The sequence below is a fragment of the Mycolicibacterium moriokaense genome (genome assembly GCF_010726085.1).
GTDB lineage: Bacteria > Actinomycetota > Actinomycetes > Mycobacteriales > Mycobacteriaceae > Mycobacterium > Mycobacterium moriokaense.
The window spans coordinates 3,896,955-3,922,055 of the sequence record NZ_AP022560.1; the positions used below are offsets into that span (position 1 = coordinate 3,896,955).

The 25,101-nt window shown below is 66.9% G+C and carries 24 protein-coding genes and 1 pseudogene; 8 read left to right on the top strand and 17 right to left on the bottom strand.

Going from position 1 to position 25,101, the window contains the following annotated elements:
• Positions 1–81: 81 nt before the first annotated feature.
• On the bottom strand, positions 82–483 hold the full coding sequence (locus G6N43_RS19060; RefSeq protein ID WP_083149669.1) for a secondary thiamine-phosphate synthase enzyme YjbQ: 402 nt from the start codon (positions 481–483) through the stop codon (positions 82–84).
• Between the two features lie 112 nt (positions 484–595).
• Between G6N43_RS19060 and G6N43_RS19065 the strand changes: the two genes are divergently transcribed.
• Complete coding sequence (locus G6N43_RS19065) at positions 596–904, top strand: GlsB/YeaQ/YmgE family stress response membrane protein (RefSeq protein WP_083149775.1); 309 nt, start codon at positions 596–598, stop codon at positions 902–904.
• A 57-nt stretch (positions 905–961) separates the two neighbouring features.
• On the opposite strand, the gene G6N43_RS19070 is transcribed toward G6N43_RS19065, so the two are convergent.
• The 4 genes from G6N43_RS19070 to G6N43_RS19085 form a co-directional block, all read right to left on the bottom strand.
• On the bottom strand, positions 962–1,435 hold the full coding sequence (locus G6N43_RS19070) for an SRPBCC family protein (RefSeq protein ID WP_083149670.1): 474 nt from the start codon (positions 1,433–1,435) through the stop codon (positions 962–964).
• Positions 1,432–1,791 carry an ArsR/SmtB family transcription factor gene (locus G6N43_RS19075; protein ID WP_179967892.1) on the bottom strand — a complete coding sequence of 120 codons (360 nt, stop codon included), beginning with the start codon at positions 1,789–1,791 and terminating at the stop codon, positions 1,432–1,434. The genes G6N43_RS19070 and G6N43_RS19075 overlap by 4 nt, the downstream gene beginning before the upstream one ends.
• Positions 1,792–1,931: 140 nt before the next feature.
• Entirely contained in the window at positions 1,932–3,260 is a 1,329-nt protein-coding gene (locus tag G6N43_RS19080) for a replication-associated recombination protein A (protein WP_083149672.1), read from the bottom strand.
• A 20-nt stretch (positions 3,261–3,280) separates the two neighbouring features.
• Positions 3,281–4,117 (bottom strand): DUF3097 domain-containing protein, encoded by an 837-nt coding sequence (locus G6N43_RS19085; RefSeq protein ID WP_083149673.1) that lies wholly within the window; start codon positions 4,115–4,117, stop codon positions 3,281–3,283.
• Positions 4,118–4,140: 23 nt separating this feature from the next.
• Here G6N43_RS19085 and G6N43_RS19090 point away from each other — a divergent pair, with 23 nt between their 5' ends.
• From G6N43_RS19090 to G6N43_RS19105, 4 genes are read left to right on the top strand one after another with little or no spacing between them, the layout of a single operon-like run.
• Positions 4,141–4,722, top strand: a complete 582-nt coding sequence (locus G6N43_RS19090; RefSeq protein ID WP_083149674.1) for a hypothetical protein — start codon at positions 4,141–4,143, stop codon at positions 4,720–4,722.
• 4 nt (positions 4,723–4,726) lie between these two features.
• Complete coding sequence (locus G6N43_RS19095) at positions 4,727–5,518, top strand: SDR family NAD(P)-dependent oxidoreductase (RefSeq protein ID WP_083149675.1); 792 nt, start codon at positions 4,727–4,729, stop codon at positions 5,516–5,518.
• A 15-nt stretch (positions 5,519–5,533) separates the two neighbouring features.
• A complete protein-coding gene (locus G6N43_RS19100) occupies positions 5,534–6,013 on the top strand; it encodes a nuclear transport factor 2 family protein (RefSeq protein WP_083149676.1) in 480 nt (159 codons plus the stop codon).
• Positions 6,010–6,789: an SDR family NAD(P)-dependent oxidoreductase gene (locus G6N43_RS19105; RefSeq protein WP_083149677.1), complete on the top strand. Its 780-nt coding sequence runs from the start codon at positions 6,010–6,012 to the stop codon at positions 6,787–6,789. The genes G6N43_RS19100 and G6N43_RS19105 overlap by 4 nt, the downstream gene beginning before the upstream one ends.
• A gap of 3 nt (positions 6,790–6,792) precedes the next feature.
• Here G6N43_RS19105 and G6N43_RS19110 read toward each other — a convergent pair whose 3' ends face one another.
• The 4 genes from G6N43_RS19110 to G6N43_RS19125 are packed head-to-tail and all read right to left on the bottom strand — an operon-like array spanning position 6,793 to position 14,717.
• Positions 6,793–7,836 (bottom strand): zinc-binding metallopeptidase family protein, encoded by a 1,044-nt coding sequence (locus tag G6N43_RS19110; RefSeq protein WP_083149678.1) that lies wholly within the window; start codon positions 7,834–7,836, stop codon positions 6,793–6,795.
• Positions 7,829–8,761: a transglutaminase family protein gene (locus G6N43_RS19115; protein ID WP_083149776.1), complete on the bottom strand. Its 933-nt coding sequence runs from the start codon at positions 8,759–8,761 to the stop codon at positions 7,829–7,831. Before G6N43_RS19115 ends, G6N43_RS19110 begins: the two co-directional genes overlap by 8 nt.
• Positions 8,758–11,400 carry a circularly permuted type 2 ATP-grasp protein gene (locus tag G6N43_RS19120; protein ID WP_083149679.1) on the bottom strand — a complete coding sequence of 881 codons (2,643 nt, stop codon included), beginning with the start codon at positions 11,398–11,400 and terminating at the stop codon, positions 8,758–8,760. The genes G6N43_RS19115 and G6N43_RS19120 overlap by 4 nt, the downstream gene beginning before the upstream one ends.
• Positions 11,400–14,717: a transglutaminase family protein gene (locus G6N43_RS19125; protein WP_083149680.1), complete on the bottom strand. Its 3,318-nt coding sequence runs from the start codon at positions 14,715–14,717 to the stop codon at positions 11,400–11,402. The genes G6N43_RS19120 and G6N43_RS19125 overlap by 1 nt, the downstream gene beginning before the upstream one ends.
• A 52-nt stretch (positions 14,718–14,769) precedes the next feature.
• Here G6N43_RS19125 and G6N43_RS19130 point away from each other — a divergent pair.
• A pseudogene (locus tag G6N43_RS19130) lies at positions 14,770–15,161 on the top strand (MmcQ/YjbR family DNA-binding protein).
• Here G6N43_RS19130 and G6N43_RS19135 read toward each other — a convergent pair.
• On the bottom strand, positions 15,158–15,628 hold the full coding sequence (locus tag G6N43_RS19135) for a winged helix-turn-helix transcriptional regulator (RefSeq protein ID WP_083149681.1): 471 nt from the start codon (positions 15,626–15,628) through the stop codon (positions 15,158–15,160). The pseudogene G6N43_RS19130 and the gene G6N43_RS19135 overlap by 4 nt on opposite strands.
• A 94-nt stretch (positions 15,629–15,722) precedes the next feature.
• Between G6N43_RS19135 and G6N43_RS19140 the strand changes: the two genes are divergently transcribed.
• A complete protein-coding gene (locus G6N43_RS19140; protein ID WP_163658153.1) occupies positions 15,723–16,904 on the top strand; it encodes a thiolase family protein in 1,182 nt (393 codons plus the stop codon).
• 52 nt (positions 16,905–16,956) lie between these two features.
• Here G6N43_RS19140 and G6N43_RS19145 read toward each other — a convergent pair whose 3' ends face one another.
• Positions 16,957–17,379, bottom strand: a complete 423-nt coding sequence (locus tag G6N43_RS19145; protein WP_083149683.1) for a nitroreductase family deazaflavin-dependent oxidoreductase — start codon at positions 17,377–17,379, stop codon at positions 16,957–16,959.
• 55 nt (positions 17,380–17,434) lie between these two features.
• On the opposite strand from G6N43_RS19145, the gene G6N43_RS19150 reads away from it, so the two are divergent.
• Positions 17,435–18,232, top strand: coding sequence for an SDR family NAD(P)-dependent oxidoreductase (locus G6N43_RS19150; protein ID WP_083149684.1), 798 nt, complete (start codon positions 17,435–17,437; stop codon positions 18,230–18,232).
• 32 nt (positions 18,233–18,264) lie between these two features.
• Here the strand turns inward: G6N43_RS19150 and G6N43_RS19155 are convergent, their stop codons facing one another.
• The 6 genes from G6N43_RS19155 to G6N43_RS19180 all read right to left on the bottom strand — a co-directional run bounded on the left by G6N43_RS19155 (position 18,265) and on the right by G6N43_RS19180 (position 24,962).
• Positions 18,265–19,536: a LuxR C-terminal-related transcriptional regulator gene (locus G6N43_RS19155; RefSeq protein ID WP_083149685.1), complete on the bottom strand. Its 1,272-nt coding sequence runs from the start codon at positions 19,534–19,536 to the stop codon at positions 18,265–18,267.
• A 78-nt stretch (positions 19,537–19,614) separates the two neighbouring features.
• Entirely contained in the window at positions 19,615–20,880 is a 1,266-nt protein-coding gene (locus G6N43_RS19160) for a PucR family transcriptional regulator (RefSeq protein WP_133056535.1), read from the bottom strand.
• Positions 20,881–20,976: 96 nt separating this feature from the next.
• Positions 20,977–22,128 (bottom strand): NAD(P)-dependent alcohol dehydrogenase, encoded by a 1,152-nt coding sequence (locus G6N43_RS19165; protein ID WP_407664804.1) that lies wholly within the window; start codon positions 22,126–22,128, stop codon positions 20,977–20,979.
• A gap of 26 nt (positions 22,129–22,154) precedes the next feature.
• Positions 22,155–22,553, bottom strand: coding sequence for an SCP2 sterol-binding domain-containing protein (locus tag G6N43_RS19170; protein ID WP_083149687.1), 399 nt, complete (start codon positions 22,551–22,553; stop codon positions 22,155–22,157).
• A gap of 45 nt (positions 22,554–22,598) precedes the next feature.
• A complete protein-coding gene (locus G6N43_RS19175) occupies positions 22,599–23,897 on the bottom strand; it encodes a cytochrome P450 (RefSeq protein WP_083149688.1) in 1,299 nt (432 codons plus the stop codon).
• 93 nt (positions 23,898–23,990) lie between these two features.
• Positions 23,991–24,962: a PDR/VanB family oxidoreductase gene (locus tag G6N43_RS19180; RefSeq protein WP_083149689.1), complete on the bottom strand. Its 972-nt coding sequence runs from the start codon at positions 24,960–24,962 to the stop codon at positions 23,991–23,993.
• Between the last annotated feature and the right edge of the window lie 139 nt (positions 24,963–25,101).

Here is a 25,101-nt window from a genome sequence, read left to right on the forward strand (position 1 = left end):
GACTATTCGACCGCACTACAGTACCGGTCGCGGTTGTCGCACCTGAAAGCCCAACGAACCGGCGGGCCGTCCGGTGCCGGGTTACCCGGAAATGAAGCTCAGTCGCACCTTCCGCTGTGGATTGTCGCGGTTCAGATCGACGAGCACCACGCTCTGCCACGTCCCCAACAGCGGTTTTCCGCCCTGGACAGGCACCGTCACCGACGGGGCGACCAGCGCGGGCATCACGTGATCCGCACCATGACCCGGCGAGCCGTGGGAGTGGCGGTAGCGGTCGTCGCGGGGCAGCAGGCGTTCGAGCGTGTCGAGCAGGTCGTCGTCGGATCCGGCGCCGGTTTCGATGATCGCGACACCCGCCGTGGCGTGCGGGACGAACACATTGCACAGGCCGTCCTCGTGCCCGCTACAGAAGGCGCGCACGGCGTCGGTCAGGTCGACGATGCGGCGGCGGGCGGTGTCGATGTCGAGTACGGCGGTGTCCACGTCACCGAGCCTACGAGCGCGAGCATTGATTGACGCGTGCGTTTATTGGGTCTGGGCCGCGGGTATGTCCCGGATCACACAACGTGATCAGACCCGAGAGCTTGGAGACACCGTGACCATCACCAGCGTTATCACCGCAATCCTCATCGGCATCGTGGTCGGCGTCCTCGGCCGGCTGGTAGTGCCTGGCAAGCAACCGATCGGCATGGTGTTGACGGTCCTCGTCGGCATCGTGGCCGCGTTCATCGGCACCGCGATCGCGAGGGCGATCGGAATCCCCACCGCGACCAACGGCGTGGACTGGCTGGAACTGCTGGTTCAGGTCGTCGTCGCCGCGTTGGGCGTCGCCCTGGTGGCGTCCTTGATGGGACGCAGGCGCACCGGCCTGATGGGCCGCAGGCGCTCAGGGCTGCTGCGCTGACCTCATACCCCCGATGGCGATCCCGGCTGAGACCCCTGCGGCCGGGATCGCCCCTTTCTAGAGGCTTTTGAGGAGCACGTCGAGCTTCTCGTAGCCCTCGGTCATACCGCCTTCCATCCCGGACGACAACAGCGCGTCGCGAGCCTCGGTGTTGGGACAGATCGAGCGACCCCGCAGCCGGGAGCGACCGTTGCCCAGATCGTCGAACCACATGAACTCGAGGTTCACCATGTCCGGTGCGCCCTCGAATTCGAAGGTCTGCAGGATGAACTCGTTGTCGCGCACGGTGTGGAAGGTGCCGTTGAAACCGAACGTCCCTCGCTCGTTGGTGTGGGTATAGCGGTAGCCGCCATGGCTTTTGAAGTTCCACTCGCTGACGTCCATCTCGAGGCCATGCGGGCCCAGCCACTGCTTCACCAGCTCCGGTTCGGCGTGTGCGCGGAACAGTGCCTCGACGGGCGCGTCGAATTCCCGGGTGAATTCCATGGCCAGGGTGTCCACCGGGGCCTTGAGGTCCAATGCGTTCGTCATTTCTGTTTTCCCTTCGGTGTGTCGGTCATGTCGGCCAGTAGCGCATCCAGCCGGCGGTAACTGCGTTCGGCGTCAAGCCGATATCGGTCGATCCATGCGGTCAGCCTCTCCAGCGCGGCGGCGTCGAGATGGACGGGCCGTCGCTGCGCGTCGCGGGTCCGAGTGACAAGGCCCGCGTGCTCGAGCACCTGAATGTGCTTGGAGACCGCCTGTTTGGTGATGTCGAACGGGGCAGCCAGCTCGTTGACCGTGGCCGACCCCCTGGACAACCGCGCCACGATGGCGCGTCGAACCGGGTCCGCGAGCGCCAGGAAGGCGCGGTCGAGTCGCGCATCCTCATCGTCACCACTCCCCATTATCAACCTTTTATTTGATCAATACTTTGGTTGATTACAACGGTAGGAAGGTTCGTGAGGGGTGTCAAGGGGTGGACCTACATCGCTGTCAATGAGCTGCGGGAAAGACGCGAGTAGCGGCCTGCAGAACGTGGATAGCGTCAGCGCTTCCTGCGGATGATTGCACGCAACTTGTCCAACCGCGTCGCGATCTCGCGCTCCGCACCGTGCGTGGTCGGGCGGTAGTAGTCGACGCCGACCAGCTCGTCGGGCGGATATTGCTGGGGCACAACACCATCGGGGTCGTCGTGCGCGTACTTGTAGCCGATCGCGTTGCCCAGCTTCTCGGCACCCGAGTAGTGACCGTCGCGCAGATGCGCGGGCACCAACCCCGCCTTACCCGCCCTGATATCGGCCATCGCGGACCCCAGCGCGGTGGTGACCGCATTCGACTTCGGCGCCGTCGCCAAGTGCACCGTGGCATGGGCGAGCGTGAGTTGCGCCTCCGGCATCCCGATCAACTGCACCGTCTGCGCCGCGGCGACAGCGGTCTGCAGCGCCGACGGATCCGCCATGCCGATGTCCTCGCTCGCCAGGATCATGAGCCGGCGCGCGATGAACCGCGGGTCCTCGCCCGCCACCAACATCCGGGACAGGTAGTGCAGCGCAGCGTCGACGTCCGAGCCGCGGACGGACTTGATGAACGCGCTGATCACGTCGTAGTGCTGATCCCCGTCGCGGTCGTACCGCACAGCCGCCTTGTCCAGCGACTGCTCGATGACCCCGACGGTCACGTCCTCCCCCGCTTCGGCCGCGACCTCGAGCGCCGTCAGCGCCCGCCGGGCGTCGCCTGCCGACAGCTGAACGAGCAGTTCGATCGCGTCGTCGGTGACCTTGACCTTGCCGCCGAGTCCGCGCTCGTCGTCGATCGCTCGACGCACCACGGTGCGCACGGCATCGGAGTCCAGCGGCTGCAACTGCAGGATCAGCGATCGCGACAGCAGCGGTGCAACGACCGAGAACGACGGGTTCTCGGTGGTGGCGGCCACCAGCAGCACGACGCGGTTCTCGACGGCGGACAGCAGGGCGTCCTGTTGCGTCTTGGAGAACCGGTGCACCTCGTCGATGAACAAGACGGTCTGCTCACCGTGCGCGGCCGCCCGCCGGGCAACGTCGATGACGGCGCGGACCTCCTTCACACCGGCCGAAAGCGCCGACAGCGCCTCGAACCGGCGGCCCGTCGCCTGCGAGATCAGCGATGCGAGCGTCGTCTTGCCGGTCCCCGGCGGGCCGTACAGGATGACCGACGCCGCGCCGGAGCCCTCGACCATGCGGCGCATCGGCGCACCAGGCTGCAGCAAATGGTCCTGACCGACGACCTCGTCGAGGGTGGCGGGCCGCATCCGTACGGCCAGCGGGGTCGACGCGCCGACGGGTGCCACCCCGGACGACAGTTCGTCGCCGGGGACGTCAAACAGACCGTCCGCCACGCACCCTCTTTACCACGGAGCTATGACGCTGGCGCCGTCACGAAGTCGATCAGTTCCTCGACCCGTCCGATCAGCGCGGGCTCGAGGTCGTTCCAGTCGCGCACGCGACTCCTGATCCGCTGCCACGCCCTGGCGATGTCGGCCTGCTCGGTGTGCGGCCACCCCAGCTTGCGGCACACGCCCTTCTTCCAGTCCATGCCCTTGGGGATGACGGGCCAGGCCTGCAGCCCCAGCCGGCCGGGTTTGACCGCCTGCCAGATGTCGATGAACGGATGACCGACCACCAGCGTGTGCGCGCCGCCTGGGCCCCGGCGCACCTCCTCAGCGATGCGGGCCTCCTTCGAACCGGCGACCAGGTGGTCGACGAGCACGCCAAGCCGTCGGCCTGGCTCCGGACGAAACTCCTCGACGATCGCGGTGAGATCGTCGACGCCGCCGAGGTATTCGACGACGACACCCTCGATGCGCAGGTCGTCACCCCAGACCTGTTCGACGAGTTCGGCGTCGTGACGGCCCTCGACGTAGATGCGGCTCGGCAACGCGACCTTCGCGCGGGCGCCGGGCACCGCCACCGATCCGGACGCGGTGCGCGACGGCTTCGGCGCGGCCCGCTTGGGCGGGGTGAGGATGACCGGTTTCCCGTCGACGAGATAGCCGGGGCCGACAGGGAACGGCTTCCGGCGGCCGCGGCGGTCCTCAAGTTCCATCCGGCCGTATTCGATGCGGACGATCGCGCCGACGAACCCTGTCGCAGCGTCCTCGACGACCAACCCGATCTCTGCCGGGACTTCGACGGAGCGCGGAGCCTTGCGATGGGGATTGGATGCGAGGACATCGGAGCCATAGCGGTCAGCCACCGGGTGATCGTAGGGTCAGCACCGTGCTGCTGAACCGCGACACGGCCGAGGGAATCGTTAACGGCAGCATCACACTCGTGCTTCGGCGTTGGGACGCGCCGAGGGCGAAGGCGGGCGGCACGCAACGCACCTCGGCGGGCACGATCCGCATCGACGACGTCACCGAATACCCGGGCGACCATCGGGTCACCGCGGCGCAGGCCCGCGCCGCCGGCTATCCGGACGCCGCAGCCGCGCAAAAGGATCTGGACCGCCGACCCGCGCGGCACACGTACGCCATCGCGGTGTCCTACCTGGGTCCCGACGAACGACTCGAACTTGCCGCCGACGATCGCCTGTCGGCGGACGACGTGGCCGCGATCACCGCGCGCCTGGACCGATGGGATGCCGCGACCGAGCCATGGACGAGGCAGTATCTGACGATGATCGGAGCCAACGAGGCGGTGCGCGCACCGGATCTGGCCGAGCGCGTCGGGCTGGATGTGCCACGGTTCAAGAGGCGTGTTCGACAGCTCAAGTCGCTCGGGCTGACGATCAGCCTCGAGGTCGGCTACCGCCTGTCCCCACGGGGCCGGGTGTTCCTACGAATGTCTGAGCGAGGATGAGACGGTGACAGACCTATCGAAATATGGGCCGTGGGCCGTGGTGGCCGGCGGCTCGGAGGGCGTCGGCGCGGAGTTCGCGCGGCAGTTGGCCGACGCCGGCGTCAATCTCGTGCTGATCGCCCGCAAGCCGGGACCACTGGCCGAGACGGCGGATTCGTGTCGCGCGCTCGGTGCCGAAGTACGCACTCTCGCAGTGGATCTGGTGTCCACCGACGCCGTGGACCAGATCGCCGACGCCACCTCCGACATCGAGGTGGGCCTGTTGATCTACAACGCAGGCGCCAACACCTGCAGCGAGCATTTCCTCGACGGTGGGCTCAGCGAGTTCGGCCGGGTGATCGACCTGAACATCAACACCATGCTGACGCTGGTGCAGCACTTCGGCCGCCCGATGCGGGAGCGCCGACGCGGCGGCATCCTGATGGTCGGCTCGATGGCCGGCTACCTCGGCTCGATGCGCCACACGGTGTACGGCGGCGTCAAGGCCTTCGGACGCATCTTCGCCGAAAGCCTGTGGCTCGAGTTGCGCGACTACGACGTCGACGTGCTCGAACTGGTGCTCGGCGTGACCCGCACACCCGCGATGGAGCGCGTCGGCCTGAACTTCGACGTGCCGGGCATGCGGGTCGCCCAGCCAGCGGACGTCGCACGCGAAGGCCTCGAACACCTGCCCCACGGTCCCGTGCACATCGCGGGCGGCAACGGCGACGACGTCGCCCGGCGCAACGACCCCGACCGCGCCAAGGTGGTGCTCGGCACCCACAAGTTCATGGAGAAGTTGATGGGATCCCGCTAGCCGAAAGGACTTCCGATGACCGACGAGCGACTGGCCGAGCTGGAACGCCGCCTGGAACGCATCGAGGCCGAACGCGCGATCGAGCGGATCATCGCGTCCTACGGTCCCCTCGTCGATGCGGGCGAGGCAGACGCCGCCGCACAGCTCTGGGCGACAGACGGCAGCTACGACGTCGAGGGCTGGCCCATGCGCAGCCGCGACGACGTGGCCGCGATGGTGCGCTCCGACGCCCATCAGGGCTTGATCAGCCGGGGCGCCAGCCATTTTCTCGGCCCGGCCGTGGTGACCGTGGATGGATCGGACGCCGTGGCGGTGTGCGAATCGATCCTCCTGCTGCACCGCGGCGACGGCTTCGTCGTCGCCCGGGCGGGCGCCAACCACTTCCGGCTGAAGTACATCGACGACCGCTGGCAGATCGTGGAGCGTAAGACGCGAACGCTGGACGGCAAGGCCGAGGCGCGCGCCCTGCTGGCGTCGGGAGTGGCCGGCGCATGAGTGGTCAGCTGGACGGCAAGGTGGCACTGGTGACCGGGGCGGGGGCCGGCATCGGCGAGGGCATCGCGCGGCGTTTCGCCGACGAGGGTGCACGGGTGGTGGTTGCCGAGATCGACACGGCGGCAGGAGAAACCGTCGCCGACGCGATCGGTGGCACGTTCGTCCGCGTGGACGTGTCGGACCGCGAACAGGTCGAGTCGGCGGTGCAGACCGCGGTGTCGACGTACGGGTCGATCGACATCGTCGTGAACAACGCATGGGGCGGCGGGGCGATCGGCCGGGTCGAGGCGAAGACCGATGAACAACTGGCACAGGGCATCGCCGTCGGCTACTACGGTCCGTACTGGGCGATGCGGGCCGCCTTCCCGCACATGAAGGACAACGGCTGGGGCCGCGTCATCAACATGTGCAGCCTCAACGGCGTCAACGCCCATATGGGCACGCTTGAGTACAACGCCGCCAAGGAAGCGCTGCGTGCGCTCACCCGTACCGCGGCACGCGAGTGGGCGCCGACGGGCGTCACGGTCAACGCGATCTGCCCGGCCGCCAAGAGTCGGGCGTTCTTTCGCGCCATCGGCGACTACCCCGAGTTGGAGGCGATGGCCGACGCCGCGAATCCGATGGGGCGCATGGGCGATCCGTACGACGACATCGCACCCGTGGCCGTGTTCCTGGCGGGCGAGGGCTCGCGGTACCTGACCGGGAACACGTTGTTCGTCGACGGCGGCGGGCACATCAACGGCACGCCGTGGGCGCCCGAGCTCGACGCCGGCTAGCGCCTACCGGGATTTGGCGGGATCCGAGACGATCTCGTCGATGATCGTGTGCACGAGGCGCATCTTGTCCAGCACCTTCGCAGGCAGCACGAACGGGTAGAGGTCTTCCTTGCCCATCGACCGGTTGATCATGTTCAGCGCCCAGGTGAGGGGCAGCCAGATATCGATGGTCGTGTCGAATCCGCTGGGGCCCAACACCCGCCGCTCGAAGGTGGCGCTGGCCGGCGCCAGCCCGAACGCCGCGGCGGTGTCCAAGGTGTCGCGGATGTGCAGGTAGTGGGCGAAGGTCTCGGCCCAGTCTTCGGCCGGATGCATGGTGGCATAGGAGGATACGTAGTCCTTCTGCCATTCCTTCGGCGGGCCCTCGTTGTAGTGCCGGTCCAGCGCGGCCTGATAGTCGGCATCAGGGTCGCCGTACAGCTCGCGGAACTGAGCCTTGTAGTTCTCTGACGGGTCGACGAGCCGGTAGTAGTAGTAATGCCCGATCTCGTGCCTGAAATGGCCGAGCAGCGTGCGATAGGGCTCCTCCATCGACACCCGCAGTTGCTCGCGGTGCACGTCGTCGCCCTCGGCGAGATCGAGTGTGATCACGCCGTTCTCGTGACCGGTGAACACCTTTTCGGTCTCGCTGGACAGCAGGTCGAATGCGAGGCCGAACTGCGGGTCCTCATCACGTCCGACTATCGGCAGCTTCATCTCGTGCAACTGGGCGATGAGGCGACGCTTGGCCTTCTCCGCATCGGCGAAGGCCGCCATGGCCTTGGTGTCGGCGTCGTTGGGCCGCGTCCGCGTCAGCGCACACGACGTGCACAGCCTCCGGGTCGCGGCACGTTCGACCAGCCAATTGCACTGGGCGGTATACAGATTCGCGCACAGCTGGTAGTCGCTGGATGGCACCGCACCCGCATGGTCGCTCTCGTCGTCGGGGGCGATCACCAGCAGCGCCATGTCCTCCAGCGAGAAGCCCAACGAACTTCCGCACGACAGGCACAGCGAGTTCTCGAACGCCAACCGCTGGCCGCAGTTGGGACAGGTGAAGTCACGCATTCAGAACGCCACCCTCATACGGCGCCACATCCACGGAGACGTCGATGACACTGCTCTCGGAGTCGGTGTAGATGATGCCGCGCAACGGGGGCACGTCGGCGTAGTCGCGGCCGAATCCCACGGTGATATAGCGCTCGTCGACCATCTGGTCGTTGGTGGGATCGAAACCAAGCCACTGATTCTGCGGCGTCCATACCGATGCCCACGCGTGTGTGGCGTCGATGCCCACCATGCGTTCCTTTCCTGGAGGTGGGTCGGTCGCCAGGTACCCGGACACGTAGCTGGCAGCCAATCCATTGGCACGCAGGCAGGCGATCGCCAGCCGCGCGAAGTCTTGACATACCCCCTCTCGCGCCGCCAAAACCTCGCTCACCTGAGTGGACACCGTTGTGGAACCGGACCGATAGGTGAAGTCGTTGAAGATCCGCGATGACAGGTCGCGCAGCACCTCGATCAGTGGGCGCTCCGGAACGAAACTCGGTGCGGCGTACTCGCGGACCTCGTCGGTGATCTCGGGCGGCCGCAGATCCAGGGTGAATTCTGTCGCCAGGGCACCGTCGGTGCCGACTGGCCTGGCGATCTCCCACGGCGCGCGCGCCGACCCGCCCTCGTACAGGTCCGGGGGCGGCGGATCGACTTCGACCACCGACCGGCTCGTGATCGCCAGGGTGCGGTGCCGCTCGGTGACATGGAAATACGAGCTGATGTTCCCGTAGACATCGCGGCTGGTCGAGCTGTCGGCGGCCTCCGGTTCGATGATCAATTCGTGCGACAGACAGCGCTGGCGCGCGGAATCGCGCGGGGTGAGGAAGCCGCGCCCGTAACTGCTGGTCACGACGTCCGAGTAGTGGTAGACCGTGCGGTGCGCCACCTGATAGCACCGGCTCGAGATCGAGGGTGTCGGCCCGTCGGGGAACGCCGTCACGGCATCACCCGGCGCTCGTCGGGTCCCCACAGCGGCTGCATGCCGCCCGGCAGCGACAGGTGCGTCGCGGTGATGACCACGGACAGCTCGCGCATCTCGGCGTGCACATCGTCGAGCAATGCGGCGAGCTCCGCACGGTGGCCGTCCGGCGTGGCCTCTTCGAGATCGGCGGGCTCGATGCGGCGCAGCCGGGTGATGATCTCGTCGACGAGCCGTTCGGGGCGTGATGAACCCGACGATCCCGGCAGCGCCTTGAGCCCGGTGCGGAGCCGCTCGAGCTGGTAGGCCAGCGACCGTGGGTTGTCCGCGTCGAACAGAACCAGGTCGGCCACGGCAGCAACACTAACGGTGCCGGGATTGCGTCGTCGGTAGATGACCGACGATTCGCACACCACCAGCGTGGACTCCGTGATGGTTTGCTCGGCGCCGGGGCTGCGGACCGTGGTAAGGTTCGCACGCAGCAACGCTGTCAACCCCAACCCACGTTCGATGCGTTTGCCGATGTCCATCATCGTCCAGCCGACGTCGTGGACCATGGATTCGGCCGCCACCCCCGACAGCGCGAGCATGCCCGCGAGCGTCAGGTTGCTTGTCGCCGCCAGGTAGGCGTCGCCCTCGGTCTTGGACGACGGTGGCTCGTTCTCCTCGGGGTGCAGCAGTGCGCGCTCGACCGCCGCGAGCACCATCCAGGTGTCGTTGGACATCTGGTCGCGCACCGCGCGGGCGTTGAGGCTGAGACGCTCGACCGACTGCGCGAGCGAACCCGACCGGTTCCGGTCGGCGGTCAGCGACCACAGCGTGGTCGGCGCGGTCGCCACCAGGTCGTCGTAGTCACCGTCGCCCAACCCGGTCCCGGTGATCGAACCGAGCGCGGCGAGCAGCACCGGCACGCATTCGCTGCCCGCCAACTCCCTGCGGTAGCGGAATTCGTGGTAGCGCTCGCGGGTCACGGTGAGCAGCCTGGCCATGCTCTCCGCACGCTCGGAGTAGCGGCCCATCCAGAACAGATCCGACAGCACGCGCGGCGAGCTGACCGCACCGGTGGGGCTCGGCGTGATGGCGGGCAGCTCCATCGGCGGCGCGGTGGGGATGCGCTCGGCGGTCACCCGCGTGGGCGTGCGCACCCAGATATCCTTCGCGGCAACGCTATTCAGTCTGAACCCGGCGTTTCCAGCCGCGACGAGGTATCCCAGTCCACCGACCATCGGCGCGTACCCGCTGCGCTGCGACACCGTGAACAACCGCATGCCCACGTTGGCCGCCGACAGTCCGCCCGGGTAGTAGTCGCTGGGCGCCGACGAGAACTCCGGCAGCTCCTGGCCCACCCACTGCCACGGTGTCGCCTCGATCCGGACGCCGAGTTCCTTGCGCTGTGTCGAGGTCAGCGCGGGGCCGACGATGGTGTCGCCGCCCGTGACCGATCGGATCAGCAGCGTCGACAGGTTGCTCAACATATGCGAGCGTTCGGTGTTGATGCCACCCCAGTACATCGGCGCGGTACGCAGCAGCGGCGTCTCCCCGAGCAGCCGCTCGGCGAGTTCGGGCAGAAAGCGAAGCACCCCAGGGCTTTCCAGGATGCCGCTGCCCAGCGTGTTGACCACCGTCACGGCACCGCGCCGGAGCACCTCGACGAGTCCGACGACACCGAGGCGCGAATCCGCCCGCAGGTCAAGCGGATCCGCGTAGTCCGCGTCCACCCGGCGCAGCACCACGTCGACGCGCTTGAGTGTGCCCATCGAGCGCATCCACAGCTTGCCGTCGCGGACCACCAGGTCGGCACTCTCCACCAGCGGGAAGCCCAGCACGCTGGCGATGTAGGCCTGGTCGAAGGCCGTCTCGGAGTGGATGCCGGGGCTGAGCACCACGACCACCGGCTCCTCCGCGGACTCGGGTGCGGCGTCGATCAACGCGAGGCGCAGCGCCTGCGCCCAGGGCGAGGCCGGCCGAGGCCCGATGCGTTCGTACAGGTCCGGAATCGCGTGTGCGATGACCCGGCGATCGGCGAGCGCATAGCCGGCCCCCGACGGTGCCTGCGTCCAGTCGGCGTTGACCTGGAAGCTGCCGTCGCGCGTGCGGCTGATGTCGCAGCCGTGCATGAAAAGCTGGTGCCTGCCGGGCAGTTCGATACCGCGCGCCGCCCGGATGTAGCCGGGATGCGCGAAGAGCAACGGCGCCGGCAGCACACCGCTGGTGACCGACATCCGTGGGCCGTAGAGGTCGGTGAGGACCGCGTCGAGGATCCGAGAACGTTGCAGCAGACCGGCTTCCAGGATGTCCCAGTCGGACGAGGAGATCACCAGCGGCAGCGCGTCGAGGTGCCACGGGCCGGGTTCGGCTGCCCCGCTGCCGTTTGTGACGGCGTCCCCGTGGCGGTCGACCTGGACGTAGGTGATGCCGTCGTTGTCGACCAGGCTGCGCACCGTCGAGCGCAGGTGGTCCAGGCCGGTGCGCCCACGCTCGCCTACGCATTCGGCCAGCTCCTGCCAGGCCGGGCGGATATTGCCTGCGGCGTCGACGAATTCGTCGTAGCCGGTGCCCGCCCCGCCGCGGACGTCGAACAGCGCCTGCTGGGCTCGCGCGGTGCGATACCGGGAGAGCAGGTTGTCGATGTCGTGTGGACTCGCTGCGGGTAGGACCATCACTGCAGAACGGTACGCACCCGGCGCAGGTCCAATATCCCCGGCGCGCCCACGTCAGTGGATTGGCGCGCCTGCTTCTCGCGGATGTCGGCCATGTCCACCCTGCCGGGGGTGAAGCCGGTCGTCTCGAAACGGCGGCCGCGTCGCGATTCTGCCTCGACGGCGTTGACGGGCGGAGTGTCGTAGGACCGGCCACCGGGGTGTGAGATGTGGTAGGTACAGCCGCCACGCGACACCCCCGCGGCGATGTCGACCAGCTCGAAGCGCAGCGGGCCGTCGACGGTGATGGTCGGATGAAGTGCGCTCGGGGGCTGCCACGCCCGGTACCTGACCCCGCCCACCTGGACGTCGGGGTTGTCGGTGGCCAGCAGGGGCACGGGGTAGCCGTTGGCGGTCACGATGTAGCGCTGGCGGTCGGCGCCGATGAGCCGGACCTGGATGCGCTCGACCGACGAGTCGACGTAACGTGCCGTCCCGCCCGCGGTCGACTCCTCCCCCAACACATTCCACGGTTCGATGGCCCCGCGGAGCTCGATCTCGACACCGTCGAACACCGCCGTCCCGATGCGCGGGAAGCGGAACTCGGTGAACGGGTCCAGCCAGCTGGTCTCGAAGTCGATGCCGTGCGCTCGCAGATCAGCGGCGACGTCGGCGATATCGTGAATCAGGAAGTGCGGCAACAGATATCGACCGTGCAAGTTCGCGCCGTGGCGGATGAGCGGTGCGCGCAGCGGCTCATCCCAGAACCACGCGACCAGCGACCGCACGAGCAGCGACTGCACCATCGCCATCTGGTAGTGCGGCGGCATCTCGAACCCGCGCAGCTCCAGCAGACCCAGCCGGCCGCGGGGACCATCGGGGCTGTACAGCTTGTCGATACAGAACTCGGCCCGGTGGGTGTTTCCGGTGATGTCGGTCAGCAGGTGCCGCAGCGCCCGGTCGACGATCCACGGCCGCGGCCCGCCCTCGCCCGCCGACAGCCGCGCGATCTCCGCGAACGCGATCTCGAGCTCGTACAGCGCCTCCGCGCGGCCCTCGTCGACCCGGGGCGCCTGCGACGTCGTGCCGACGAACCGCCCCGCGAATAGGTAGGACAGCGCCGGGTGGCGCTGCCAGTAGGTCAGCATCGACACCAGCAGGTCGGGACGGCGCAGCAGTGGCGAATCCGCCGGGGTGCTGCCGCCGAGGGTGATGTGGTTACCACCGCCGGTGCCGCCGTGGGTGCCGTCGACGTCGAAGGATTCGGTCGACAGCCGGGCGAGCCTGGCCTCGCTGTAGAGGGTTTCCAGCTGCTTGCGCTGCTCGGCGAAGCTGGCGGCGGGTGCGACGTTGACCTCGATGACCCCCGGGTCCGGGGTGACGGTCATCGACGTGATCCGCGGATCCGGCGGCGGTCCATAGCCTTCGAGGACGACCGGGCACGCGATCTTGGCCGCCGCGGCCTCCACCCGGTGAATCAGGTCGACGAAGTGCTCGACGTCCTCGGTCGGCGGCAGATAGATGTAGAGCAGCCCGTCGCGGATCTCGGCCACGACCGCGGTGGTCGGCACGGCGTCGGCCTCCACGACGACCGCATCATCGGCGCCGGGTTCGTCGGGCAGCGGCCCTTGCTGCGCCAAGGGATCCGCCCCGGGCGTCGGCTTCGGCGGGTGCCAGCTGATCGATTTCAGCGGCAGCCGCAACCCGGCCGGTGAGTCGCCCTCCAGGAGCACGATCCGGCCGCGCCGCAGCCGCCAGTTGGCACTCGCCCATCCTGATCCGTCTTCGGTGCGGTGCAACGGCAGCACATACGCGGCGGGTTCGGTGACGGATTCGTCCAACCGCGCCATCAGGGCTGCGCGGGCATCGGGGGTGTCGGTCTCGAGATCGTCTGCGGCGCTGACGGGTTCGCCCTCCGGCAGCCGCGTCGCGGCGGCCAGGTGGCTCAACGCGTCCTCGTACGCGGGCCGAACCTGAGAGGCGGGCAGCCCGAGGTCGTCGGCGAGGGCGCCGAGGAACTCAAGCCCGGCGTCGGGCGCGACGTCGATTCGTTCCGGCGTCGACGGCCACGGGTCGGCCAACAACTTGTCGTCGCGCCACAGCGGACCACCGTCGGTGCGCCAGTACAGTCCGATCTGCCAGCGCGGCAACGGTTCTCCCGGATACCACTTGCCCTGGTTGCGATGTATCAGCCCCTGCGGCGCCCACACCTTCTTCAGGCGGGCGGCGAGCGCGGATGCTAGTTGGCGTTTGTGCGGCCCGTCGGCGTCGGTGGTCCACTCGGGGTCGACCTGGTTGTCGATCGAGACGAACGTGGGCTCACCGCCCAGCGTCAGGCGCACATCGCCTGCGGCCAGCCGCTCGTCGATGCGGGCGCCCAGATCACAGATGGCCTCCCAGGCCGACTCGGTGTAGGGCAGCGTGACCCGGGGGTCCTCGTGGATCCGCGTGACGGTGTTGGTGAAGTCCAGCGTCGTCTCACACGGCTCGGTGGCGCCGGTGATGGGCGCCGCGGACTCCGGATGCGGTGTCGCCGACAGCGGGATGTGGCCCTCACCGGCGAACAGGCCCGACGTCGGATCGAGGCCGATCCAGCCAGCGCCGGGGATGTACACCTCGGTCCATGCGTGCAGGTCGGTGAAGTCGGCGGGCGGCCCCGACGGTCCGTCGAGCGCCTCGACGTCGGAGGTGAGCTGGACGAGGTAGCCGGACACGAAGCGGGCCGCGAGCCCCAGCTGGCGCAGGATCGACACCAGCAACCAGGCCGAGTCGCGGCACGAGCCGATCCCGGTGCGCAGGGTGTAGTCGGGCGCCTGCACGCCGGGTTCCATCCGCAGGCTGTAGCCCACGTCGGCGTTGATCGCGCGGTTGAGCGCGACGAGGAAGTCGATGGTACGGGTCCCGGGCGGAACAAAGAAGTTCGCGACCCAGGCCTTGACGAGGTCGCCGGGTCCGCTGCCCTCCCCGTGCTCGTCCACCGGGCGCAGGTAGGGCTTGAGGTCTTCGGCGAGGGACTTGGGGTAGGCGAAGCCGAACTTCTCCGCGTACTCCTCGATGAAGAAGTCGAACGGGTTGATCACCTTCATGTCGGCGATCAGGCCGACGGTGATCGTCAGGCTACGTGCCCGGTTCGGGAAAACCAGCCGGGCGAGGAAGTTGCCGAAGGCGTCCTGCTGCCAGTTGATGAAGTGGTCGGCGGGCTCGACGGCGAACGAGTAGGCCTCGATCGGGGTCCGACAGTGCGGGGCAGGGCGAAGCCGAACGACATGCGGATGCACCTGCACCAGTCGATCGAATGTGTAGCTGGTGCGGTGCTCCAGCGCCACCTTGATGCCCATCGCACGATCCCATCACACGGTGGCCGGGTATGCATGGCGCACAATCGAGTCCGTGGCCACCTGGACGGACGTCGAGCGCATCGCCGTCAAGCTACCTGAGGCCTCCGAGACGGAACCGAGGTCATGGCGCGTGGGCAAGAAACTCATGGTCTGGGAGCGGCCTTTGCGCACGGCCGACTATGCCGCGCTGGGCGATCAGGCACCCGACGGCGACGTCCTCGCGGCGCACGTTCCGGACGAGGGGGTGAAGTTTGCGCTTATCGCCGACTCCCCTGATGTGTACTTCACCACATCGCGACCACAACGCACTTCGACGGCTACCCGATCGTGCTCGTCCGGCTGGCCGAGATCTCTCGTGCCGAACTCACCGAGCTGGTCACCGAGGCCTGGCTGGCGCGGGCGCCGAAGACGCTCGTGAAGGCCTACCTCGCCGAGGAGCGCTAGCTTCGCACCGCCCGGAGAATCAGCTCGTCGGCGGGCACGCGATGGCCCTTCTCGCAGTGGATCTCGACGGTGGCTTCGGCACCACAGCCGGCGTGCGCCAGCCGTAGCGGCAGGTGGTCGGTCAGGTGGCGTCGACCCCACTCGAACATCGAGAAGACCACGGGCATGAAGTCGATGCCCGCCTCGGTCAGCACGTATTCGTCCCGGCTGCGCTGGCCCGGCTCCCGATAGGGCCGCCGTTCGAGCAGGCCCGCCTCCACCAACTCGGCGAGCCGGGCGGCGGCTGCGGCCTTGGTCACACCGACGCGGCGCCAGAAGTCGTCGAAGCGGGTGGTGCCGTAGTAGGCCTCGCGCATGATCAGCATGGCCGATTTGGTCCCTAGCAGGGCCATCGTCTTCTCCACTGGGCACTGCCCGACCGCGGACCAGGCGTCGCGGTCGGCCAGCCGGCCCTGCAGCATCGTCACGGAATGTCCCCTCCCTCTGAGTTGTTCTAAGTATACCCAGGTGATATAGCTGGGTATAGGAAGCATTACTCAGTGGTGAGTTCAGGAGGCTGAAATGGCTGGATATGCGGGCCGCGATGCGGTCATCGTCGAGGCGGTACGCACACCGATCGGGAAGGGCAAGGCCAGCGGCGCACTGCATGACGTGCTGCCCGTCGACCTCTTGGCTCACAGCCTCAAGGAACTGGTGAACCGCACGGGTATCGACCCGGCGCAGATCGACGACGTCATCACCGGCGCCGTCACCCAGGTGGGCGATCAGGCCGTCAACATCGGGCGCAACGCGCTACTGGCGGCGGGCTTCCCCGAATCCGTACCCGGCACCACCGTCGACCGCCAGTGCGGCAGCAGCCAGCAGGCGATCAGCTTCGCGGCTCAGGGCGTGCTCGCCGGCGCGTACGACATCGTCGTCGCGGGCGGTGTCGAGTCGATGTCGCGGGTGCCGATGGGTTCGAGCGTGCTGCCCGGCAGCGACCCGTTCGGCGCCATGGCGCAGCGGTATCCCGAAGGGCTGGTGCCGCAGGGCATCAGCGCCGAACTGATCGCGGCGAAATGGGGTTTCTCGCGTCAGCAGCTCGACGAGTTCTCCGCGGGCAGCCACGAAAAGGCAGCGCAGGCAACCAAAGAGGGCCGCTTCGACAATGAGCTGATTCCGATCGCGGGGCTCACCACTGACGAGATCATTCGTCCCGGAACGACAGTGGAGACGCTGGCGGGTCTGAAGCCCGCGTTCTACAACCCCGCCTACGAGGCGCGTTTCCCCCAGATCCAATGGGAGATCACGCCGGGTAACTCGTCGCCGCTGTCGGACGGCAGCGCGGCGGTGTTGATCACCACGAGCGAGGTCGCCAAGCGGCTGGGCCTGCGCCCGCTGGCCCGTATTCACACGACGACGGTCGTGGGATCCGATCCGCTGTACATGTTGACCGGTGTTATCCCGGCGACCGAAAAGGTTTTGCAGAGAGCGGGACTCACGCTCGCCGACATCGACCTGTTCGAGGTGAACGAGGCGTTCGCGCCGGTGGTGATGGCATGGGCGCACGACGTCGGCGCGGATCTGTCGAAGACGAACGTCAACGGCGGTGCGATCGCGATCGGCCACCCGCTGGGCGCCTCCGGTGCACGCCTGATGACGACGCTCGTCAACGCGTTGGAACAGCGCGGCGGACGTTACGGGCTGCAGACGATGTGCGAGGGCGGCGGCATGGCCAACGCCACGATCATCGAGCGGCTCTAATTGGCGGTTTCGGCGTGCTGGGTCTCGCTCAGCGTGACTTAGCACGCCGAAATCACGCGCGCTGCAGCTCGAAAATCGGGATGATCCGGCTGGTCTTGGCCTGATACTCGGCGAACACCGGCGCGTGCTCCACCACCTTCGGATAAAGCTCGTCGCGCTCCGCACCCGGCACTTCCCGGGCGACGACGTCGTACTCGGTCGTCCCCAACTCGATGTGCGCATTCGGGTTGGCCCGCAGGTTGTGCACCCACGCCGGATCCTTGTCGGCGCCGGCGTACGAGCCGACGATATAGATCTTTCCCTCGATCTCGAAGTAGGCCAGCGGCGAGAGCCTGAGCTGGCCGGACTTCGCGCCCGTGGTGTGCAATATCAGCAGCGCTGCGCCCTCGAACGGGCCGCCGACCTTGCCGTTGTTGGCGCGGAACTCCTCGACGATGCCTTCGTTGAACGCCTTGAAATCGGATATCTCGGTCATTGTTCATCCAAGTCGCGCGCGGCCTCCGGTATTCCGCACCGCATAATCAACAGCCATGCGAGTGATCGTGACCGGAGGCAACAGCGGCGTGGGTAAAGCGACGGCGGCAGCATTGGCCGCCGACGGACACAGCGTGCTGATCGCCTGCCGCGATGTCGGCAAGGGCCGCGCCGCCGCCACCGAGATAGGCGGTGACGTCGACGTGGCCGCGCTCGATCTGGCCGACCTAGCCAGTGTTCGGGCGTTCGCCGATTCGGTGGAATCCGTTGACGTGCTGGTGAACAACGCCGGTGTGATGGGCTTGCCGTTGACCCGCACCGCGGACGGTTTCGAGGCCCACATGGGCACGAACCACCTCGGGCATTTCGCGTTGACCTGCCTGCTCGGCGACCGGATCAAGGACCGCGTCGTGTCCGTCGCGAGTGCGACGTACCTGTTGACCACGCTGCACCTCGAGGACCTCAACTGGCATACCCGCAGGTACTCGAAGTGGAGCGCGTACGGCGAATCCAAACTGGCCAACCTGCTGTTCGTCAACGAACTCGCCGCCCGCGGCATCCGCGCCTACGCGTCCGATCCCGGCGCGACCGACACCGACATCGCCAGGTCGATGGGCATGGGTGAGCACCGTCGGATACGGCGCCTGCTGCACACCCCCGCGCAGGGTGCGCGCGCCAGCCTGCAGGCGGTATCGACCGAGCTGCCCAGCGGGACGTATATTGCTCCGCGCTTCAATCAGCTGGGCCCACCGAAGGTGACGAAGTTGCGTCCCAAGGCGGTCGATCGCGTGACGGCCCGCCGGTTGTGGGAGTTGTCCGCCGAGCTGACGGACTGCGACTGGTCGGTTGCGTAGTCGATCGCGAGATCCGTTGGTGAGCAACGCTTCTAGCGTTGCGGTGTCGTCGGTGGTGCTCCGTGTACTGCGGTGATCCGCACGTAGCGAAACACCGCTTCGGCTCGATTCGATGCCTTGAGCTTGCGCAGAATGTGTTTGACGTGCGTCTTGACCGTTCCCTCGGAAATCACCAGGCAGGTGGCGATTTCGCGGTTGCTCTTGCCTTCGGCCATCAGCGACACGACCTCGATTTCGCGGGGTGACAATCGCGATTCGATGCTGGTGCAGGCGGCCAGGGAGGCGGCCACCGGCGCGTGTCTTTCGTCTAGATGTCGCTGTGGGCGACCCAGTATCGCCCTGGAGGTGCACAGATCGTCGGCAGCTGTGGCGATGTCCCGTGCCATGCGCTGAATCTCGTTGCGCGCAAGGCGTAATCGCTCGCTGAGTGCGGTGCGCTGGTATGCGTAACCGAAACCCTCGGCGAACATCCAGAGCGTGGCCAGGTCCTCTTCGTCGACGTGGCGGCGGCTGTTGTAGCAGTCCGCGTGCAGCAGGCCGATGATGCGGCCGTTGGGCATGATCGGTGCGGCCACGTAGGACCGAGACAGGGACGCCTGCCCGATGACGGCGTTGGTGCGGGGGTCGCGCTGGGCGTCGCGAACAAGAACTGGGGCGCGGCGGCGCAGGATCTCACTTTCGACGAGCGTGTGGTCGATGTGCATCGGGTGTTCGCGTCCGGCGCGGGCGATTTCGGCGGCCCATTCGGGGTCGGCGGTGACGTGGACGCTTTCGACCCACCACGTCGATTCCTCGACCCGCGAGATGATGACGCGGTCAAACCCGCAGCGGCACAGTTCCGCCGGCGCCCGCTCGAGCATCTGCTCGATCGAGTCGATGCTGTGCAACCGGGACAGGGCGTTGCGTACGGCGCCGTAGCGGTCATTGCGTTGCTTGATTTGTGTCTGACCGACCTGAACCCGCAGCTGCCCGATCTCGGTGAGCAGCCCGATGAGCCGTGCCGCCGGGATCTCGGCTCCCGAGGCCAGCGCGGCCAACCGATCGTGGGCCGAGCCGAGAGCCGACTGGATGCGGGTGAAGTCGCGGCCGTCGCCGACCGCTGCCACGTCGCCGAGACCCGGTAGTGTGGCGGCCTCATGGAGCACCGCGACGATCCGGTCGCGCAACTCGTTGTCGCGCAACGGTTCACCGACGACGTGCCATTCCTCCTCATCCCGGGCGCGAATCGGCACCACTCGGAGATTGCGGGCGCGGGTCGGCCAGAGTCTGACGTCGCCTGCGATATCGATGGTGGCAGTGCTCACGTGATCGACGGTAAGTAGACGGCGGTCACTTCGACATGTAAGCGGCTTCCAAATCTTGGGCCGGGCACTGGAAGCTCATCACAGGCCGTCTTGCGGAACGGGCCAATCGGGTTGCCCGGCACTGGCCAGTCCACCCGGACTGAGGTTGGCACCGGCGTTGGCGAGCCGCAACGCCACCTCCAGCTCGAGGCGACGTCCGTCGAACGAGCATCCGAGTATTTCCTTGGCCTGCTGGACCCGATACATCACGGTGTTCTGGTGCACGCCCAAACGCTCTGCGGTCCTGACCCAGCTCATGTTCTCCTCGAAGAACACCAGGAGCGTCTCCCGCAGCCTTCGGCTGCGTTCGGTGTCTGAGCTGAGTTCGCCGAGTTCTTCTTTGGCGAATTGTCGAGCCGCCGAAAGGTCGTGGGTCATCAGTGCTGCCAGCGCCACGTCGCGGTGGTGGGCGACGGTGCCCGCACGCTGGGAGAACACCCGGCTCGTGCGACGACCGTCGCGTGCTTGGCGATGAGATTCAACGAAGCCCTCCAACCCATGACATAGGCCGCCGACCGCCGCCATCAGCGGGGCGTCGATGTCGATGTGCGGGGGCGGGTGTGCGCCGATGGCGGGCCCACTCGTCCAGGCCCACACCATCGCTTCGCCGGCGGGAACGACCAGCAGCTCGATGCCCCCCAACCGGTGGGCGATCTCGGCGGCGGCACGTTTCAACGCCTGCAGCGGCGGGTTGTCCGGGCTGCGCGGATCGCTCCACACGATCATGGCGATGTGGGGCCGGTCGAGGTTGTATCCCAGTGCCGCGCTGGTGGCGTGCAGGTCGACGGGCCGTCCCGACAGAATCGCGAGCACGAGTTCCGCCCGCACCGAGTCCGCGCCCCGCACCCATAGTTCGCGTTCACGCTGATAATGGTCGACCAGTTCACCGGAGGCCTTCTCGCAGTATCCGAACAGGTACTGCGAGGCCGAACTGGCGAGCTGCCATTTGACCTCTTCGGGCGCCTGTCGACGGTAAATCGCATCGCGCAGCACCGCGTCGCATATGCCCAGCCCGATCACATAGCAGCGCGGTATCGCGGCGACGGTAATGCCTCGCTGCGCCAAGACGGAGACCCAGTTCAACGTCACCTTGGGAACCTGGGCCTCCGACGGCGACTCCAAGGCCCCGAAGCCCCGCATCACCGTCTGCACGTTGCTGAGGGCCGCCTCGATCGTCAGCTGCTCGAGGTCCTTGTCGTTGGCGTCGTGCAGGTCGGCGATGACGGTGACGGCGCGCACACCGATACGCTCGGCCAACTCGGCTTCGTCAACCGAGGCCGCAACTTCGGCAGCTCCGTCAGACACCTCTTGAGCCACTGCGCCCCCAGATCGCGCGTCCAGACACGGTGACGGTAGCAACTCGGGCCCCGTGCGGAGGCATGATTTGCAGGGCCGACTCCGTCAGTCGAAGACGACGACGGGCTTGATGACGTCGCCCCGCCGGGAGGCGGCGATCGCGTCGTTGATCTGGCTGAACGGGAACGTCGCAATCAGCTGGTCGAAGGGGAACCTGCCGTCTCGGTAGAGCTGGATCAATGCGGGAATGAAGGTTCGCGGATCAGCATCGCCTTCGATCACGCCCGAGAGCCGCCGGCCGAGAAGCAGATGTCCCTGGTCGATCGTGATGTCGTGCTGCATCCCCGCAAACCCCACGGTGACGCAATGCCCCGGCGAGCGCAGAATCTCCAACGCCTGGCGGATAACCGAATTCGAGCCGACCGCGTCAAGTGAGTGGTCGACACCCGTCGGCGCCAGATGCATCACGTCCCACACCAGGTCGGTGGTCTGCGTCGGGTTGATCAAGTGACTGGCTCCCAACACGTGAGCGGTCTGCAGCCGCGCCGTGTTGAGATCAATCGCGATGATCGGGTCGCAGCCCAGCGCCTTGCCCGCCATGATCGCAGCCTGCCCGACCGCGCCCATCCCGAACACCGCCAGACTCTGCCCCGCGCTCGGGCGCAGCACATTCATCACCGCGCCGGCGCCGGTCTGCAGACCGCACCCGAGCGGCCCCAGTAGATGCAACGGCAGGTCGTTCGGCACCTTGACGGCGTTGCGCGCGCTGGCGATCGCCAGGCTCGCGAAAGAGGACTGGCCGAACCAGTTGCCGTGGATGTCCTCGTCGCCGGAGTGCATGGTGACGGTGCCGTCCAGCCGCTCGCCGAAGTAGTTCAGCGGCCCGAACAGGTCGCAGTAGGCCGGAGTGTTGTTTGTGCAGGTGTCGCACTCGCCGCAGAAGCCGAAACTCAACACGACGTGATCGCCGGGGGCCAGGGTGCTGACCCCCGCGCCGACGGCCTCCACGACGCCTGCGCCTTCATGGCCCAACACCGCAGGGAGCGGCAGGGGTATCAGTCCTTCGGAAGCCGAGATGTCGGTATGGCAGATGCCGACGCCGGCAATCCGTACCAGCACTTCGTCGTCGGCCAGCGCGGAGAGCTCGACGTCCTCGAGCGACAGCGGCCCGCCCTCCTGGCGCAAAATCGCCGCCCGTACGGTGCGGTTGGTGGCGCTAGGGTCCGCTGCGGAGACGCTGGTTGCGGCATCGGTCAAGGCAGGCTCCTGTTGTTCGCGCCGTCTCAGACGGACGCATCCTTCTCGGCGACGAGCTCGCGGTAAACGGGGAATAACGGCTTGGTGAGTGGCACCAGCTTGAGGATCTTGTTGACGGGTCCCTTTGCCTTGACTTGTCCCTTGGCCAGTCCGACGCCGAGGTTGTACTCGCCCCGCCAGAACTTGTCGCCGATGTCGGCCGGCATATAGAGCTTCACGTCGGCGTCGCTGTTATCGCCTCCCGGCACAACCTCGATGGTCGGTTCCCGCAACCGCACCGTCATCGCTGCATCCGGATCGGTGTAGTACACCTGCAGATCGATCTCGGCGGCCTTGAGTTTCGGCCCCACTTCGGTGTCGTTGGCGGCGTGGAAGACGCCGCCGAGGTACTTGTAGATTTCTTCAGCGTTGTTGTAGTAGGCCATGATTCCTCTCCAGTGGTGTAGCCGGTTCCGTTAGTCGCAGGACCGTCAGTCGGCCTTCTTGGTGGGCGGTGTCCAACGCACGGGTAAGCGATGCACACCACGGATGAAGTTGTTGATCTGGAAATCGGGTTCACCGGTCAGCGTGATATCCGGTATGCGGGAATAGATCTCGGTCAACGCCGATCGGAGCATCTGCCGACCCAACGCATTGCCGAGGCAGAAGTGCGGGCCGCCAGCGCCGAAGCCGACGTGATCGTTGGGGCTGCGCAGGATGTCGAACTTCGCTGGGTCGGTGAACACCTCGGGGTCGCGATTGGCCGAGCAGTACCACATGACGACGTGCTCACCTTCTTTGATCTCCGCATCGCCGATCACCACATCCTGGGTGGCCGTACGCCGGAAGTGCATCACCGGGCTGGCGTGCCGGATGACTTCCTCTGCCGCCATTCCGACGCGACCAGGCAGGTCTTCGAGCAGCAGGTCGCGCTGGTCTGGGTTGTCGGAGAACAGGCGAACGGCGTGGGCGATCGAGTGTCGTGTGGTGTCGTTGGCGGCCGAGCCCAGCAACGAGAAGAAGGCCGCGACCTCCCAGTCATCGAGTTTGTTGCCCTCGAACTCGGCGTTGACCACCCAGCTGAGCAGGTCGTCCCTGGGATCCGTGCGCCGCTGCGGGGCCAGCCTCAGCGCGATGTCCTGAATCCGCTCGGCCTCCTCGGCGTGCGTCGTAAGCGCATCGCGGCCCAGTGCCATCCGGGGGTCGTCCCACGCAAGCATGCGTTCGGCCGCCTCCATGACGATGTGCTGTTCCTCGCTGTCGCGTTCGAGTCCGAAGAAGTGCGCGAAGATGCGTCCGGGAATGTATTTCGCGTAGTCCTCGCAGAAGTCACCTTCACCCTGGTCGATGATCTCGTCGAGGCGGTCGCGGGCGTGCTGCGCAATCCATTCCGAGATATTGCGGATGTTTCGCGGGGTGAAGGCCTGCTCGACGACGCCACGCATCTTGCGGTGTTGCTCGCCGTCCATCACCAGGAAACCTGCCGTGGCGGTGATGACGATCTCGGGCATGTCCTCCATCAGCACGCCCCTGCGCGAGCAGAACAACTGCGGGTTGCGCGACACGTAACGGCAGTCCGTGTGTTTGGTCACTGACCAGAAGCCGGGTGTGTCCTCCACGGGCGGCAGAAGTGTCGACTCGTAGGGGCGGTGGTAGGACACGGGGCACTCGGTGCGCAAACGGGCGAAGGCCTTTTCGCGCACTTCGAAATCCTGGGCCCAGAACGACCTGGCCGACAGGTCCAGCTCGGGGTCGCTGATCAGCAAGGGGTGCTCGGCAACGGTGCTCATGACGAGCAGGTTGCCATCGGCAATGACCCCTGAGGATCCCGCGCACGGGGCACGTACATCTCTCGTTAGGGGTGGCCACAAACCCGGTGCCGATCACAGATCGAGCACCAGCCGGTCCGACAGCGAGCGTGACACGCACAGCATCATGCAGTCGTTGGCCGCCTTTTCCTCGTCACTGAGCACCGAATCGCGATGGTCGGGTCTGCCCTCCAGCACCGGTGTCTCGCAGGTGCCGCAGATGCCTTCCATACAGGACGACAACGTGCAGATTCCCCGCGCCCGCAACGCTTCCAGGATGGATTCACCGGGTCCGATATCGACACTTATCCTCGAACGCCGACACACGACCTCGAACCTGTCGACGGCGCCGCCGGCGGGTTCTCTCGTGCCGGGCTTGGCGGTGAATCGTTCATAGTGCAACGCGGATCTCGGCCATGGGCCGCAGGCCGCCTCAACCGCGGTGAGCAATCCTTCGGGTCCGCAGCAGTACACCAAGGTGTCGTCGCGCGGGCGGCCGAGCACCCTGGAAAGGTCGAGCAGACCGTCCTGGTCTTGCGGCCAAACCGTAACGTGCTCATCGTATTTCGTCAGCTCTTCGATGAAAGCCATCGATGTTCGCCGGCGACCGCCGTAGAGCAGGTGCCATTCGGCGCCATCGGCCTCGGCAGCCTCGATCATCGGCATGATCGGTGTGATGCCGATTCCGCCGGCGATGAACTGGTAGCGCCGCGATCGCCGCAGCGGGAAATGGTTGCGCGGACCGCGAACTCGGATTCTGCTGCCGCTGTGGACCGTGTCGTGGACGACTTTCGATCCCCCGCGCCCTGCCGGCTCGAGCAGCACGGCGATCTTCCACCGTCGTCGATCAGCAGGACTGGAACACAGCGAGTACTGACGGACCAACTCCTCGGTCAACACCACGTCGACGTGGGCGCCGGGATTCCACTCCGGCAATTCCGTGCCGCGCGGGTCTTCCAGCACCAGCCCCACGACATCGTCCGCGAGGTCTTCACGGGCGGTGACGATCAGTTCGATCGCGCGCTCATTCTTCTGCACGACCCGCATTGAGCGAGCGTGCGACGCGCGAGGCGCGACGACAAGCCGCCGGAGGGTGGATCGTCATACTCCGAATGAGGTGGTGGACAGCGCAGAAATGGTGCCGCGCACCTCTGACGGGGGTTCGATCTCACAAGAGGGCGATCTG